The organism is Roseovarius atlanticus (assembly GCF_019802205.1).
Taxonomy (GTDB): domain Bacteria; phylum Pseudomonadota; class Alphaproteobacteria; order Rhodobacterales; family Rhodobacteraceae; genus Roseovarius; species Roseovarius atlanticus_A.
Genome location: NZ_JAHVHQ010000003.1, coordinates 667,304 through 682,436, shown reverse-complemented (window position 1 = coordinate 682,436; position 15,133 = coordinate 667,304). Strand labels below are relative to the sequence as shown.

General features: G+C 64.9%; 15 protein-coding genes. 3 read left to right on the top strand and 12 right to left on the bottom strand.

Features of this window, described 5'->3' with window-relative positions; all coding sequences use genetic code 11:
* Positions 1 to 82: 82 nt before the first annotated feature.
* The 5 genes from KUV49_RS09165 to KUV49_RS09145 form a co-directional block, all read right to left on the bottom strand.
* Positions 83 to 988 (bottom strand): DMT family transporter, encoded by a 906-nt coding sequence (locus tag KUV49_RS09165; RefSeq protein ID WP_261391118.1) that lies wholly within the window; start codon positions 986 to 988, stop codon positions 83 to 85.
* Positions 989 to 1,149: 161 nt separating this feature from the next.
* Positions 1,150 to 2,379, bottom strand: a complete 1,230-nt coding sequence (locus tag KUV49_RS09160) for an acyl-CoA dehydrogenase family protein (protein ID WP_222449675.1) — start codon at positions 2,377 to 2,379, stop codon at positions 1,150 to 1,152.
* A gap of 183 nt (positions 2,380 to 2,562) precedes the next feature.
* Positions 2,563 to 3,012 carry a CAP domain-containing protein gene (locus KUV49_RS09155; RefSeq protein ID WP_261393461.1) on the bottom strand — a complete coding sequence of 150 codons (450 nt, stop codon included), beginning with the start codon at positions 3,010 to 3,012 and terminating at the stop codon, positions 2,563 to 2,565.
* 46 nt (positions 3,013 to 3,058) lie between these two features.
* Positions 3,059 to 3,853, bottom strand: a complete 795-nt coding sequence (gene hisN / locus KUV49_RS09150; RefSeq protein ID WP_222449673.1) for a histidinol-phosphatase — start codon at positions 3,851 to 3,853, stop codon at positions 3,059 to 3,061.
* Positions 3,854 to 3,906: 53 nt separating this feature from the next.
* Complete coding sequence (locus KUV49_RS09145; protein ID WP_152491905.1) at positions 3,907 to 4,278, bottom strand: helix-turn-helix domain-containing protein; 372 nt, start codon at positions 4,276 to 4,278, stop codon at positions 3,907 to 3,909.
* Positions 4,279 to 4,584: 306 nt separating this feature from the next.
* On the opposite strand from KUV49_RS09145, the gene KUV49_RS09140 reads away from it, so the two are divergent.
* A complete protein-coding gene (locus KUV49_RS09140; protein WP_222449672.1) occupies positions 4,585 to 5,547 on the top strand; it encodes an NADPH:quinone oxidoreductase family protein in 963 nt (320 codons plus the stop codon).
* Between the two features lie 10 nt (positions 5,548 to 5,557).
* Here KUV49_RS09140 and KUV49_RS09135 read toward each other — a convergent pair whose 3' ends face one another.
* Complete coding sequence (locus KUV49_RS09135) at positions 5,558 to 6,430, bottom strand: LysR family transcriptional regulator (protein ID WP_222449671.1); 873 nt, start codon at positions 6,428 to 6,430, stop codon at positions 5,558 to 5,560.
* Positions 6,431 to 6,555: 125 nt separating this feature from the next.
* Here KUV49_RS09135 and KUV49_RS09130 point away from each other — a divergent pair, with 125 nt between their 5' ends.
* Together KUV49_RS09130 and KUV49_RS09125 are read left to right on the top strand one after the other, a co-directional pair.
* Positions 6,556 to 6,753, top strand: a complete 198-nt coding sequence (locus tag KUV49_RS09130) for a DUF1127 domain-containing protein (protein ID WP_222449670.1) — start codon at positions 6,556 to 6,558, stop codon at positions 6,751 to 6,753.
* 123 nt (positions 6,754 to 6,876) lie between these two features.
* Complete coding sequence (locus KUV49_RS09125; protein WP_222449669.1) at positions 6,877 to 7,596, top strand: Bax inhibitor-1 family protein; 720 nt, start codon at positions 6,877 to 6,879, stop codon at positions 7,594 to 7,596.
* 239 nt (positions 7,597 to 7,835) lie between these two features.
* On the opposite strand, the gene rpmG is transcribed toward KUV49_RS09125, so the two are convergent.
* The 6 genes from rpmG to KUV49_RS09095 all read right to left on the bottom strand — a co-directional run bounded on the left by rpmG (position 7,836) and on the right by KUV49_RS09095 (position 15,131).
* The gene (rpmG, locus tag KUV49_RS09120; RefSeq protein WP_050927593.1) at positions 7,836 to 8,003 is read right to left on the bottom strand and encodes a 50S ribosomal protein L33; all 168 of its coding nucleotides are present in this window, start codon (positions 8,001 to 8,003) and stop codon (positions 7,836 to 7,838) included.
* Between the two features lie 104 nt (positions 8,004 to 8,107).
* A complete protein-coding gene (locus KUV49_RS09115; RefSeq protein WP_222450950.1) occupies positions 8,108 to 8,692 on the bottom strand; it encodes a cell wall hydrolase in 585 nt (194 codons plus the stop codon).
* Positions 8,693 to 8,884: 192 nt separating this feature from the next.
* Complete coding sequence (locus KUV49_RS09110; RefSeq protein WP_222449668.1) at positions 8,885 to 11,425, bottom strand: putative PEP-binding protein; 2,541 nt, start codon at positions 11,423 to 11,425, stop codon at positions 8,885 to 8,887.
* A gap of 86 nt (positions 11,426 to 11,511) precedes the next feature.
* Positions 11,512 to 13,587 (bottom strand): glycine--tRNA ligase subunit beta, encoded by a 2,076-nt coding sequence (gene glyS, locus KUV49_RS09105; protein WP_222449667.1) that lies wholly within the window; start codon positions 13,585 to 13,587, stop codon positions 11,512 to 11,514.
* A gap of 78 nt (positions 13,588 to 13,665) precedes the next feature.
* Positions 13,666 to 14,538, bottom strand: coding sequence for a DUF1206 domain-containing protein (locus tag KUV49_RS09100; RefSeq protein WP_222449666.1), 873 nt, complete (start codon positions 14,536 to 14,538; stop codon positions 13,666 to 13,668).
* Positions 14,539 to 14,600: 62 nt separating this feature from the next.
* The gene (locus KUV49_RS09095) at positions 14,601 to 15,131 is read right to left on the bottom strand and encodes a DUF6446 family protein (protein ID WP_222449665.1); all 531 of its coding nucleotides are present in this window, start codon (positions 15,129 to 15,131) and stop codon (positions 14,601 to 14,603) included.
* Positions 15,132 to 15,133: the final 2 nt, after the last annotated feature.

The window sequence follows — 15,133 nt, the reverse complement described above, 5'->3', positions numbered from 1 at the left end:
CGCACCGACGCGATACCACCCGGATACCGACGTGATACCGACGTGGCGTTTTCGGCGTTCGGGCCGAGATTAACCAAGTGATTCAGAACTTGGTCTGATGCGCCGCCGGGGTCACCGCGCGGCGCTTCAGCACAGCCTCCCGCCAGCTGATGAAACTGACCGATCCGACGATCACCAGCCCGCCCAAAATCACCCACGGATCAAAGGGTTCGGCGAAAAAGGTCACGCCCAACAGCACCGCCCACACAAGCTGCAGGAACGTCACCGGCTGCGTCACCGCCAAGGGAGCGGCGCGAAACGCCAGCGTCATGGTGTAATGCCCGCCCGTGGCAAAGGCCGCGACCCCCATCAATATCGCCAGTTCCCAAAGGGTTGGCGGCACCCAGTTGCTCAGCGCCACGGGCGCCAGCCCGATCGTCACGGTGATCGACAGCATCGCCACCACCAGCCCGGGCGCACAGCGGTCGGACAGCATCTTGGCCAGCAGGTACGACCCGCCGAAGGCCACCGCCGTGAACAACATCGCGAAATGCCCGGGCCCCAGCTCGCGGAACCCCGGGCGCAGGATGATGAACGCGCCGATCAGGGCCACGACGATGGCCATGACCCGTCGCATGGCCAGTCTTTCCCCCAGAAAAAGCGCCGCGCCCAGCGTGACATAGATGGGCGAGAGATAGTTCATCGCCGTCACGTCCGCGAGCGGGATCCGCGCCATGGCAAAGAACCACAGGCCCACCCCGGCGGAATGCGCGAGCCCTCTCGCGGCGAACAGGCCCCAGGTGCCGCGGTCCAGCCGCAGGCGGCTCAGCGTGCCCAGCATCGGCAAAAGAAAGATAAGCCCCAGCACGTACCGAAGAAACGCCGCCTCCGTGGCAGGGATCCGCGTGCCCAGAAGCTTCACCATGGCGGTCACACCGACAAACAGCACCCCGGTCACGACCATCCAGAAAACACCCCAGCCGGGCCGCGCATTCAACTCTGAACTCATGACGGCATAAAGCCCGCGGCGCGCCGGGATGTCGAGCGCAAAAGTACGGAATTTTCAGACCCCGTTAACCTCCGCCTGCCAGGATGGCGCCAAGGCACGCCTTGTCGCGGTGGCAAAATTTTTTCGAAAAAAAATTTTGCGCCCGGCGGCGCGTCAGGCGCTCAGATCTTCTGTTGCGTGTATTTGCGCAGCTCCGCCCGCGCCACCTGCCGCCGATGCACCGCGTCCGGCCCGTCGGCCAGCCGCAGGGTGCGCAGATGCGTCCACATCGCCGCCAGCGGCGTATCCTGGCTGATGCCCTGCGCGCCGAACATCTGGACGGCCTCGTCCACCACCTTCAGCGCCACCTTGGGCGCGACCACCTTGATCTGGCTGATCCAGGGCGCCGCCGCCCGTGCATCGCCCTGGTCCATCATCCACGCGGCCTTCAGGCACAACAGCCGCGCCTGCTCGATCTCCATCCGGGCCTCGGCGATATAGTCGAAATTCGCCCCCAGCTGCGCCAGCGGCTTGCCGAAAGCCTCGCGCTGCAGGGACCTGCGGCACATCAGCTCCAGCGCCGCCTCGGCCATGCCGATGGCCCGCATGCAATGGTGAATGCGCCCCGGCCCCAGCCGCCCCTGCGCGATCTCGAACCCGCGCCCCTCGCCCAGCAGCATGTTCTCGGCCGGCACCCGCACATCGCTGAACCGGATATGCATGTGCCCATGCGGCGCGTCATCGGCGCCGAAGACCTTCATCGGCCTGACCTTCTCAACACCCTGCGTGTCGGACGGCACCACGATCATCGAATGGCGCTGATGCTTGGGCAGGTCGTCATTGCCGGTCTTGACCATCACGATATAGACCGCGCAGCGCGGGTCCCCGGCCCCCGTGGCCCACCACTTTTCGCCGTTCAGGACATAGGCGTCCCCCTCCCGCACACAACTCAGCGAGATGTTCGTGGCGTCCGAACTGGCCACATCCGGCTCGGTCATCAGGTAGGCCGAGCGGATGTGTCCTTCCAGGAGCGGGGCCAGCCACCGCGCCTTCATCTCGTCGGTGCCGTATTTCTGGAACACTTCCATGTTGCCGGTGTCCGGGGCGTTGCAGTTGAACACCTCCGCCGCCATCGGCGTCTTGCCGATTTCTTCTGCGAAATAAGCGTACTCGACCGTGCTCAGCCCCACACCGCCCTCACCATCGGTCAGCCAGAAATTCCACAGGCCCGCCGCCTTGGCCTGCGCCTTCAGCCCTTCCAGGATCTCGGCCTGCCGCTCGGTATAGCTCCAGCGGTCGCCCTTCTCGACCTCCGCGTGGTACGGGGCCTCCATCGGCATGATGTCATCGCGCACCATCGCCCGCACCCGGTCCAGCAGCTCCGCGACATGCGGTCGGATTTCGAAGTTCATGAGGCACCCTCCCGGTCGTGGCCTGGCCAGGCTCTGGTGATCGCATGTTGCCATCGCAGGGTCCAGTGCCCACCGTCAAATCCCCGCAAAAGCGACACAATCCGGCGGTATCCCTCGTGCCAGGCCGATCGGCCGCCCGCTGTGCCCCGTTGTGTTTTCAGGGCGGTCGTGACGCCCCTTGTCTCAGCAGCCGTCACGCCCCAGCACCATCACCCAGATCCGTCCCGGCGCCTCGACCACCGCCATTTCCCGGGCCTGCGGGGCCAGCATGTTCCTGCGATGCCCGGACGATCCGGCCCAACCGTTCAGAACCGCGTCCAGCCCACGCTGTCCCTTGGCGATGTTCTCGGCAATGAAACAATAGCCGTAGCCCACGCGCCGCGCCCTGTCGCCCACGCTGCTCCTATCCGATCCGGTATGGCTGAAATACCCCTTTCGGGCCATGTCCGCCGCATGGATCGAGGCCACGCGGGTCAGCCTGTCGGAAAGGCTCACGGGGGAAAGCCCGCGCGCGGCGCGAAAGCTGTTGACCCAGTCCCGCGCGGCGGCGCTCCGATCGGTCGCCTCCTGGGCCACGGCCAGTTGGCATGTCATGGCGGCGATGATGGCAAGAAGGCAAATCCGGACAGGCATGAGCCGACCCTATCCGCTGCAGCCGGATCGCGCCAGCCGCCAGCCCTCAGAGATAGCGCGAAAGGATCTCCAGCGCGGCCTCGTGCTGCTGGCGTCCCGCGGCCGCGATGGCCCGCCCGCCCCCGTGTGCCGGCCCGCCGCTCCAGTCCGTGACGATGCCGCCAGCGGCCTTGATCACCGCGATCGGCGCCTGGATGTCGTACGCGTTGAGCCCGGCCTCGATCACCAGGTCCACCTGCCCGCAGGCGACAAGCGCATAGGCATAGCAATCGAGCCCGTAGCGGGTCAGCTGCGCCTGGCGTGCCACGTCCCGAAAGGCCGCGCCCTCGGCCTCGGTGCCGACCTCGGGAAAGGTGGTGAAGACGGTCGATTGCGACAGCGGCGCCTCGCCCCTTGTCTTCAGCGCCCGCGCGCCGTGCGGTCCGCGCATCCCGGCGCGGCCGAAGCCGCCCTCGAACCGTTCACCGATATAGGGCTGGTCGATCAGGCCATAGACCGGGCCGCCCTGATCGGCGACGGCGATCAGAACACCCCATGTCGGCGCCCCGGCCACGAAGGCGCGCGTGCCGTCGATCGGGTCCAGAACCCAGGTCAGGCCGCTCGTGCCCGGGCTTTCGCCCATTTCCTCGCCAAGGATCGCGTCGTCTGGGCGGCGCTCGGCCAGCACCTCGCGCATTGCGGCTTCCGCGGCCCTGTCGGCGGCGGTGACCGGATCGAATCCCGCCGACGCCTTGTTTTCCACGTCAATCGCCCCGGCGCGAAACCACGGCAGGATGGCGTCGCGCGCCGCATCAGCAAGCGCGTGCGCCGTGTTAACAATTTCAGAGTCGTTCCGGGTCATTCTATCCCCACCTTGTAACTGCATGGCGGGGATAAACGGCTTCTAGGACCGGCTCAAGCGACGTCGCTGAGAACCCGTGCCAGATCGAACAGGCGACGGCGCTGATTTTCCGGGATCGCGTAATAGGACCGGATCAGATCAAGCGCTTCCTTGTCGCCCAGCAAATCCGCCGGGATCATGTCGCTCTCGTTTCTCGCGTCGCCATCGTGGTCGATACCGTCAAAGAAAAAGCTGACTTCCACGTCGAGGGCATCCGCGATGTCCCAAAGGCGAGAGGCGCTGACGCGGTTCGCGCCGGTTTCATATTTCTGAATTTGCTGGAATTTGATGCCGACGCTTTCAGCCAGCTGTTGTTGGGTCATTCCAACCAGCCAGCGGCGATGGCGAATACGTTTTCCGACATGCACGTCTACGGGGTGCGGCATGGGCAGTCCTTTCCTCAGGTGCCAACCCGGTTTGAAGTCATAATTTCCCGGGCGGGCGTTAAAAAAAATAATAGGCCGCGCATCCCAGCGACACTGACGAGAAAATAAGTGCTGAGATTCTGTATAGCAAGAAATATTGCACCCCGAATAAGGGATCGGTCCCTTATACCTACAATCTAAACGGGCATATACTTCTTTTGTATAGGTTGCCCACAACCAGAGCACGCGTTTGACATCGTTTCGGGACTTCGATTATCCGGGCAAGACGCCGGTCCGATCCGACAATTATTCATGAGGAGCCTCTAGATGCGCGCGTTCCGGATCGATTCGCACGATACAACCGCAACCCTCCAGGACGTCGAGGCGCCCCGGCCCGCCGCCGGGGAGATCGGACTGCAAATCCATGCCTGCGGGCTGAATTTCGCCGATCTGCTGATGCTGAAAGGCGAGTATCAGGACACGCCCGACACGCCGTTCACCCTCGGCATGGAAGTGGCAGGCACGGTAGAGGCGCTGGGGGACGGGGTCGAAGGACCCGCCATCGGCAGCCGCGTTGCCGTTTTCGGCGGCCAGGGAGGCCTGGCAGAGCGGGGTTGCTTTCCCGCCGACCGCGCGGTGATCCTGCCCGATCAGATGAGCTTTACCGACGCGGCGGCGTTTCAGATCGCCTATGGCACCAGCCATGTCGGCCTCGATCACAAGGCCCGTCTGCAACCGGGCGAGACCCTGCTGGTTCTCGGCGCGGCGGGCGGCGTCGGTCTGACCGCGGTCGAGATCGGCAAGCTGATGGGCGCCACCGTCATCGCCTGCGCCCGCGGTGCCGACAAACTGGAGGTTGCCCGCAAGGCCGGGGCCGATCACCTGATCGACGCCGAAACCGACGATATCCGGGAGGCGTGCCGTGCCCTGGGGGGCGTCGATGTCGTCTACGATCCCGTCGGCGGGGACCAGTTCAAATCCGCCATGCGCGCCTGCCGTCCCGAGGCCCGCATCCTGACCATCGGCTTTGCCAGCGGTGAGGTGCCGAAAATTCCGGCCAACCACTTGCTGGTCAAGAATATCTCGGTCCTGGGGCTCTACTGGGGCGGCTACCTTGCCTTCCGGCCGCAGGTCGTCACCGACAGCCTGGCGCAGCTCTTCGCCTGGTATGCCGACGGCCGGCTGAAACCGCATGTCAGCCACATCCTGCCGCTCGAGAAGGCGCAGGAGGGGCTCGACCTGATGCGCACGCGCAAATCCACCGGCAAGGTCGTCATCACGACCGGCTGAAACCGCGCGCTCAGGCCTGCCGCAACAGGGTCGGCGTCGCGGCCCGGTATCCCTGCCGCAGCAGATCGGCCATTTCGCGCGTGATCTCGTCACGATTGGCCGACCCGTACATGTTGATCTGCTGATAGCCCAGCTCCGGCAGCGCTCCTTGCGTGTTGATCGCCTCCTGATGCGGCGGGATGCTGGTCTCCAGCAGCGCCCCGACCGCAAGGTCCGCGCTGATCAGCGCCTCGACCGAGCGGTCCTCGTCCGACTCTATCGCCAGTTCCCAGTCGATCCCCGCCGCGTCCAGGATGCGCAGCACCGGCGCCCGGAAGATGCAGAAATTGCAGAATCCCAGCCGCAAGGGCCGTTTTCGCCAGGCCTGGCCGCCCAGGGCACCGACCCATTTCAGCGGGATTTTCGTCAAGGTCTCTCCGCCCGGCGTCAACGCTTTCTCGGTCGTCAGGATCAGGTCGATCTCGCCTTTCTTCAACGCGTCGTGCAGCCGGACGGTGCTGGAGGATTTCAAGACGACATTCACCCTCGGGAAAACGCTGTTGAACGTCTTCAGAACCCGCGGCACGACGGGATAGATGATGTCATGCGGCACGCCCAGGGTCAGCGTGCCCTCGTAAACCTCGTCCGAAAGCCGCCCCACGGCCTCGTCATTCAAATCGACGATGCGCCGCGCATAGGTCAAGAGCTGCTCGCCCGAGGCGGTCAGCGCGATGCGCCGGTTGCTGCGATCCAGCAGGTCGATCCCAAGCAGGTCTTCCAAACGCTTGAGCTGCATCGACACCGCCGACTGCGTCAGGTTCAGCACCTGCGCGGCGCGGGTGACGCCGCCCTGCTCGGCGACTTCCAGAAAGGACCGCAAGGTCGTCATGTCGAGATTCCGCATTCATCATGTTCCTTGATGCAATCCAAGCCAAACATTCATTTTTCATATATGACCCGACATGCCATTTATATCAACAGTAATAATGAAGCGCGCTGCGCCATCACTGAAATTGAAAGGACGCACTCATGCTCACTTTGTCATTCCGTCGCCATGCGCCCTACCGGGCCCCTCGCCGCGCCCGCCTGCTTGATGCGCTCGAGATGTATCGCCAGCGCCGTGCCCTGGCGCGTCTCGACGATCACGCGCTTCAGGATATCGGCATCACCCGCCAGGAAGCGATGGCCGAGGCCCGCCGTCCGATCTGGGACATCACGCGTCGCTGACACGCGAACCGACTGTTTCCGCACGATTTCGGTGCGGATTTTCTTGAAAAGAGACGTCGGGCACACGATATTGTCTGCAAACCTCGCTCGAGGTTTGAATGGGACACTTATTCGGAGGCTTGAATGGCTCAATTCGAAACGATCCGGTCGGGAACTGGTGCGCGTACCGCCGCGATCGACGAAGGCTTGCGCGCCCACATGAACAAGGTCTACGGCACGATGTCGATCGGCATGTTGCTGACCTTTGCGGCCGCTTGGGCCGTGGGCAACAACGCCGCGATGATGGAAACGCTGTTCACCGGCTTCACACGCTATATCGTGATGTTCGCCCCGCTGATCATGGTCTTCGCCTTCGGCGCGGTGATCAACAAGCTGTCGGCGGCTGCGGCACAACTCTTCTTCTACGCCTTCGCCGCGGTGATGGGTGTGTCGATCTCGTACATCTTCGTGGTGTTCACCGATTTCTCGATCGCCCAGGTCTTCTTGGCCACGGCGGCGGCCTTCGCAGGTCTTTCGCTGTGGGGCTACACCACCAAGAAGGACATCTCCGGCTGGGGCAGCTTCCTGATCATGGGTGTGATCGGCCTGATCGTGGCGTCGATCGTCAACATCTTCATCGGCTCCAGCGAAATCATGTTCGCGATCTCGGCCATCGGCGTGCTGATCTTCGCCGGCCTGACCGCCTATGACACGCAGTCGATCAAGAACGAGTACCTGGCCCACGCCCACCACGGCGACAGCGAGTGGCTGGGCAAGGCGGCCATCATGGGCGCCCTGCGGCTCTATCTCGACTTCATCAACATGTTCATGATGCTGTTGAACCTGCTGGGCCAGCGCGAATAACGACAGCGCACCAGGCTGAAACGAACAACGGGCCGGTCGTCAGACCGGCCCTTTTTCGTGGGGCCCGCCGGCGTCGGGAACACCCGTCCCGGGCCTGCCCCGGGACCTCCCGTAGCAAAAGACCCCGGATCGGGTCGCCGGCGGTCGCCGCGTCCCGGCGCGCAGCTTTTGAACGTCCCAAAGCAAAAGGCCGCACCCATCGGCACGGCCCTTGAAAACGCTCATTCGGAGGGAAGATCCTACTTGATCTTGCCTTCCTTGTACTCGACGTGCTTGCGCGCGACGGGGTCGTATTTGCGCACCGACATCTTCTCGGTCATGGTGCGGGCGTTCTTCTTCGTCACGTAGAAGTGGCCCGTGCCGGCGGTCGAGTTCAGGCGGATCTTGATTGTGGTCGGCTTCGCCATGGGTATCTCTCCTGCGGCGGGATGTCAGCCACCCCGCGAAATTCGTCATGAAGCCCGCCTTTTAAACGCGCGGGCCTGCATGTCAACCGGATTCTCCGCCCCGCTCAGTTCGAGCTGACGCGCGTCGGCATCCGGTAGAAATGATGCACCCCGATCGTGGTGGTCCGGGCGAAATTGCGCGACCATTTCGGGCGCACGGCCTTGGTGTGGTAATGCGTCGCTCCGGCCGTCAGGTCGCGCCTGGCGCCCTTGACCATCAGGTACGCCACCTTGCCGGCCCGTTCGAAGGCACGTTTCTCGCTGATCCGGTCGCTGGCGCCGTCACAGGTGTAGGTGAACTGGCATTGGTACTTGCGGCCCGTGCCCTGGTGCACAACACCGCAGATCGTGTCGGGGAAGCGGGCGCTGTCGACCCGGTTCATGATGACCTCGGCCACCGCGAACTGACCCTTGACGCTTTCGCCGCGCGCCTCGTGGTACAGCGCTTCGGCCAGGCAACGCCACTGCTCGCCGCCCGTCTGGGCCGACTGCGCGGCCAGCCAGGCGCGCGAATACGTCACGTCCACGCCCGGACGCTCCATGTAGCGCGCCACCATATCTTCGGGAATCGAACTCAGCACGCGGTTCTCGTGCGCATATAAACGGTTGATGTCCTGCTCTGCCGCGGCCGCGGTTCCAAGGCACATCATCAAGATCGTCGCGAGTGTTCTCAAGGCTCGCCTCCTTCAAAATAAGACCCTACGGGCCCGTCAAGTCGCGACGAGGTACATAAAAGGGGTATGCGAGTCCAGCCTGCGGCGCTGCAAGGGCGGTATGCAGCGGGATTGCAAGAGCGAAGATCGGCGGAATTATGGCAGATATGGCGAGAACCCGCCCGGAATCTACCCGATCTTGTCCTTCACGGCCAATTGTGCGGCAGCTAGTCGCGCCACCGGAACCCGGAACGGAGAACAGGACACATAGTCGAATCCCGCCGTCCGGCAAAAGGCAATCGATTCGGGGTTGCCGCCGTGTTCGCCACAGATCGACAGGGTCAGGTCAGGGGCCACCTCGCGGCCGCGCCGCGCCCCGATCTCCAGCAATTCGCCCACCCCGTCGACGTCCAGCACGTGGAACGGGTCCTCGGGGAACACACCCTGCTTGACGTAATGCGACATGAACCGCCCGGCGTCATCGCGGCTGAGGCCATAGGTCATCTGCGTCAGGTCGTTGGTGCCGAAACTCAGGAACGCCACGTGCGGCGCAATCTCGGCGGCGCGCAACGCGGCGCGCGGGGTCTCGACCATCACGCCCAGCCGATAGGTGAAGTCGCGGCCCGTCTCGCGGCGCACGGCATCGGCCACGTTGTCGACATTCTCGCGCACCAGTTCGACCTCGCGCATCGCCGAGACCAGCGGGATCATGATCTCGGGTACGACCGGATCGCCCTCCTTGCTGGCGGCGACCGTCGCCTCGAAGATCGCCCGCGCCTGCATCTCGTAGATCTCCGGCACCGCGATGCCCAGCCGCACACCGCGCATCCCCAGCATGGGGTTGTATTCTCCCAGCGATTCCACCCGCTCGGTCACATCCGCCACCGGCAGGTCCAGCGCGTCGGCCAGCTCGCGAATGCCCTCGCGGTCGGCGGGCAGGTATTCGTGCAAAGGCGGGTCGAACAGCCGGATACAGACGGGCATCCCCGACATGATCCGGAAAAGGTCGATGAAATCCGCCCGCTGCATCGGCAACAGCACCTCCAGCGCCGAGGCCCGGTCCTCGCTGGTATCGGCAAAGATCATCTCGCGCATCGCCACCAGGCGGCTGGGTTCCACGAACATGTGCTCGGTCCGGCACAGCCCGATCCCCTGCGCCTTGAAGGTCAGCGCCAGTTCGGCATCGGCCTGGGTGTCGGCATTGGCGCGCACCTCGATGTCGCGCACCTCGTCGGCCCAGCTCATCAGCGTCTTGAACGTCTCGTCCCGCGCGGCCTCCAGCAGGCGCGGCTCGCCGGCCAGAACCTCGCCGCTGGTGCCGTCGATGGTGATCTGATCCCCGGCCATCAGGCTGCGGCCGTCGGGAAAGACCAGCCGCTTGCGCTTGATCTGAAAGGTGATCGCGGAGGCGCCCACGACACAGGGCTTGCCGATGCCCCGCCCGATCACGGCGGCATGACTGGTGATCCCGCCCCGCTCGGTCAACACACCGGCGGCGGCGTGCATCCCGCGAATATCCTCGGGGCTGGTTTCTCGCCGCACCAGGATCGCCGCTTCGCCGCGCGACTCCGCCGCCTGGGCGTCCTCGGCGCTGAAGACGATCTTTCCCGCGGCCGCGCCGGGGCTGGCGGCGATGCCGCGCGCCAGGACGTCGCGCTTGACCTCGGGGTCGATCTGCCGGTGCAGAAGTTCATTCAGCGCCCGCGGCTCGATCCGCATCAGCGCCTCCTCGCGTGTGATGATCCCCTCCTCGGCCAGCGCCACGGCGATGGCCACGGCAGCGCGGGCGTTGCGCGACACGCGCACCCCGTCCAGCAGGTAGACCTCGCCGTTCTCGATGGTGAATTCGGCCTGCATTTCCTCGCGCAGCTTCTCGCGCATCAGCTTGGTGCATTGCTTCAGCCGCGCGAACGCCTCCGGCGCCAGTTCCTCCAGCGACGGGCCGCGCGGATCCTTCTGCAGGAAGAGCGCCTCCTTGCTGGCCTTCAGCGCCTCGCGCCCCTGGCTCTGGCTCAGGTAGCGCCCGGTGCAGCGCCGGTCGCCCGTCACGCTATCGACCAGCTGCATCACGCCCGAGCCGCATTCGCCCTCGCCCAGGCCAAGCGCCATTTCCTGCACCACAAGGCCAAGGCCCGCATCGGCCGGCGCGCCCTTGGCCTGCCGCAAGAGCCGTGCCGTGGTGCCTTGCCACGCCCGCGCCATGGATCGCAGCACGCCCAACAACTGCACTTTCGCATCCTGCGGGAACTCTTCCTCGACTTCCTCTTCGTATGCGACCAGCGCCTGGCCCACCGCCTTGACCGGATCATCGTCCAGGTCGTCGAACATGTCCGGGTCGGCGCGGGCCACGTGCACCGCGTAGGCCTGCACGAACCGCAGGTAGAGCGTCGCCGCCGCCGGCTTGCCGATCCGGTCCGACAGGTCGACGAACCGCGCATCGTTCATCCCGATGTTCAGAACAGCCCCCGGCCCGCCCCAGTCGGGGTCCTCGGAGGACGGGCGCACGCACAGCACCGGCAATTCGCCGAACGGGTCCAGCAGGGATGCCATGTCCGGCACCTCGCCGTCCGCGATGCCCCTCACCGCGTCGAAGGACAGCGCGACCGTGCGCGGGACCGGCAAGTCCAGCCGCACGAGGCGTTGCAGGCACTTGGCCCGCCCGCCATGCGTCGGGATCGCGATGGGCGCGTCGGGAGTGATCGGCGTGATATGTTCAGGGCCCTGCTGCACTGCGGCAATTCCTTTTCTGGCCCGCAGAATACGCAAGCCGAATTTTTAGGCAAGGCCTGTCGGGTCCACCGCTGCGGTTTGCCCCACTATCCTTCCAACCGCCGCAAATCCGCCGCCTGCAGACAGATCTGGCGGATGGAATGCAGCATGTTCAAACGGTTGCGCCGCAGGATCGCATTCTCGGAATTGATCTGCACCGCCTCGAAGAACGCGTCGATCGGCGCGCGCAGCGCGGCCATGGCGCCCATGGCGCGGGCGAAATCCTCGTCCTTCGCGGCGGCGGCGATGGTTTTCTCCGCATCCTGCAAGGCCGCGAAAAGCGCCTTTTCGGTCGCGTCCTCGGCAAACTTGGGATCGGCGCCAAAGGAATACTCGACCCCGTCCTTCTCCTCGGCCTGTGTCAGGATGTTGTTCGCCCGCTTGAACCCCTGCACCAGGTTCTCGCCATCCTCGGTCTGCAGCACATCCTGTAAGGCCCGCGCCCGCTTGACCAGCAGAGCCAGATCGTCATTGCCCTCCATCGCGATACAGGCGTCGATCACGTCATGGCGGATGCCCTGGTCCCGCAGATAGACCTTCAGGCGGTCATGGAAGAAGGAAAGGAGGTCGGCAGACTTTTCCTCGCACTCCGACGCATCATCGACCCGCATCGAGAACGAGTTCCTCAAAGGTAAGGTCAGATCATTCTCCAAGACCAACCGGATCACCCCCAACGCCCCCCGCCGCAGCGCAAAAGGGTCCTTCGACCCCGTCGGCTTTTCATCAATCGCCCAAAAACCTGCCAGCGTATCCAGCTTGTCCGCCAGCGCCACGGTGACCGAGACAAGACGCGTCGGCACCGCATCAGACGGCCCGAGCGGCGCGTAATGCTCCTCGCAGGCCGCCGCCACATCCTCGGGCAAGCCCGCCTCGGCGGCGTAATACCGCCCCATGACCCCCTGCAATTCCGGGAATTCATAGACCATTTCCGAACTCAGATCGGCCTTCGCCACCTTCGCCGCCTGTTCCGCCAGATCAGGATCGGCCCCCACCACCGACGCGATCTCCCGCGCCAGCGCGGCAATCCGCGCGATCCGCTCGGCCTGGCTGCCCAGCTTGTTGTGGAAGGTCACGTTCTTCAGGCTGTCCAGCCACGGCCCCATGCCCTCATTGGCGATGCGCAGATCGTTCTCCCAGAAGAACTTGGCATCCGCCAGCCGCGCGGCCAGCACCTTCTGGTTGCCCGCCAGGATCGTCGCGCCCTCGTCGGCGGTTTCGCGGTTCGCCACCGTCACGAACTGCTCGATCCGGCCCGTCTTGGGATTGCGCACCGAAAAGAACTTCTGGTGCTCCTTCATCGACGATTGCAGCACCTCGGGCGGCAGGTCCAGGAACTCGGCCCCGATCTCGCCCATCAGCGGCACGGGCGATTCCACCAGCCCCGCGACCTCCTGCAACAGCCCCTTGTCCTCGACCACCTCGAGCCCACGGGCAAAGGCCAGGTTCGTGGCCTCCTGCCAGATATGACCGGCGCGTTCCTCGGGGTTCAGCTCGACCTTGGCGCGCTTCAGCTTCGCCGCGTAATCCTCGAAGGACGTGACGGAAAACCGCCCCGGCGCCATGAACCTGTGCCCTTCGGTGCTGTCGCCCGCCTTGATGCCGTCCACGTCCAGCGGCACGACCTGCGCCTCGCCCGCGTCGTCCGTCAGGATGCACAGGATGGAATGCAAGGGCCGCACCCAGCGCAGGCTGCCCGCGCCCCAGCGCATCGACTTGGGCCACGGGAAGTTGCGGATCGTGTCGTCCAGCACCTCGGCGACGATCTCCGCCGCCGGACGGCCCGGCCTGGTGATGGTCGCGAAATAGACCTGGCCCTTCTTTTCATCGCGCACTTCAAGCGCGTCGCGCGTCACGCCCGCACCGCGCAGGAAGCCCTCGATCGCCTTTTCCGGAGCATCGACGCGCGGCCCCTTGCGCTCTTCGCGCAAGGTCGGGCTCTCGGACAACAGCCCTTCCAGCGCCAGCGTCAGCCGCCGGGGCGTGGCAAAGGCCGCGGCCCCCGCATAGGTCAGGCCGGCCTCGACCAGCCCGTCGGTCATCCGCTTTTTCAGGTCCTCGCAGGCCCGCGCCTGCATCCGGGCCGGGATTTCCTCGGAGAAGAGTTCGATCAGAAGGTCGGGCATGATGTCACCGGAACGTCTTGGGTCAACGTCCCGGTGCTTAACGGGCCTGCCGCGGCGCGGCAAGCCGATTGACGGCAATTAGCTGGCGGCAGCGGTCCGCGCCGTGGACTTGGCCTTCGCCTTGGCGGCCTGCGCCATGCTTTGAATGTCGTTGCTGTGGCCCACGCCCGGCACGATGCGATAGCGCGCCTCGACGAAATTCTCGATGCCGAAGCCGATGATGCCCAGCGCGATCACGCCCAGCAGGACCCGCCCGCCGGTCATGCCGCGGATGTAGTCCAGCGCACCGCCGATCCCCATGGCCGAGGACGGATCGGAATTCATCGCCGCAAGGCCAAGGAACAGGCCGACGATGGCCAGAACGATCCCGTAGCTGACGAAGCCCCAGCGCAGGAGCGGCTCCAGCTTTTGCGTCTTCTCATTGTTCTGGATGTACCGCTTGTACTTCTTCTTCCAGCCCTTGATCACGTAGTGGACGCCCGCGCCCAGAATGCCGAGGGCCGCAGCGCCCACGATCCATTTACCGCCGGGCATTTGCAGGACCTTCGCCGTCCAGTCGGACGCGCCGCCACCGCCGGAACTGCCGCCGACCCCCAACGCCACTGACGCCATCGCGAACCCGAGGCCCACGTGGATCAGCCCGGTCACCACCAGCGCAAGCCGCTGAAACAGGCCCTTTTCCTCGTCGCCGCGATTTTCAAGGTCGAAATAGGCGGCGATGAAGCGCCAGATGCCGTAGCACACGAACCCCAGCGCCACGAGCCACAGCAGGATCTGCCCGAACGGCGCGTCGCGCAGCGTCTGCAACGCACCCTTGGTCCCTTCGGCATCGCCACCCCACAGGGCGGCGGACATCGTCAGCCCGCCGAGGATAAGGTAAACCAGCCCTCTTGCGGAATACCCCGCCCGCATCATCGGAATGACCCAGTCGGGTGCTCTCTGATCGGCCATGGCGCGTCCTCCGCTGCGTGTGGGCATTGGTGGGACAGCGTGCGAAGCCGGTCTAAAGTTCCTTAATCTTCTGGATTATCTTCACGCGGCGGGCATTCCTCGCCCACCACGGTGCCGTCATAGGCCTTGTCGCCGCATTCGTTCAGCTCGTGCCAGGCATAGCCGCGCCCGTCCTCGGCGACGACGACGATGCGGTCGATCCCGTAATGGATGTTCTTCTCGCCCAGGAAGGCCAGCGCGGTGCCGGACTGCAGCTCCCCGGCAATCGCCTCGGCATCGAAACAGTCGAACCAGCCGGGTGCGGTCAGCGGCTCGGCGCCCTCGTACATCTCGTAGGTCTCGGTCAGCATCGCCTGGCTCATCTCGGTAGTGAAACAGGCGCGATAGCGGATCGGGCTGCTGGCGGCGTCGATGGCCTGGAAATCCTCGTAAAGCACCGGCTCGGGCGCGCCGGTGGCCAGGTTCACCATGCGCACGTCATCGGTGCCGGTCGCCTCCACCGGCTCGTAGAAATGGTAGACCTGCAGGTAATACATGGCCGCCCCGGCCAGAAGTGCGATCATGACGATCCCGATCCCGATAACCTTGCCCATCA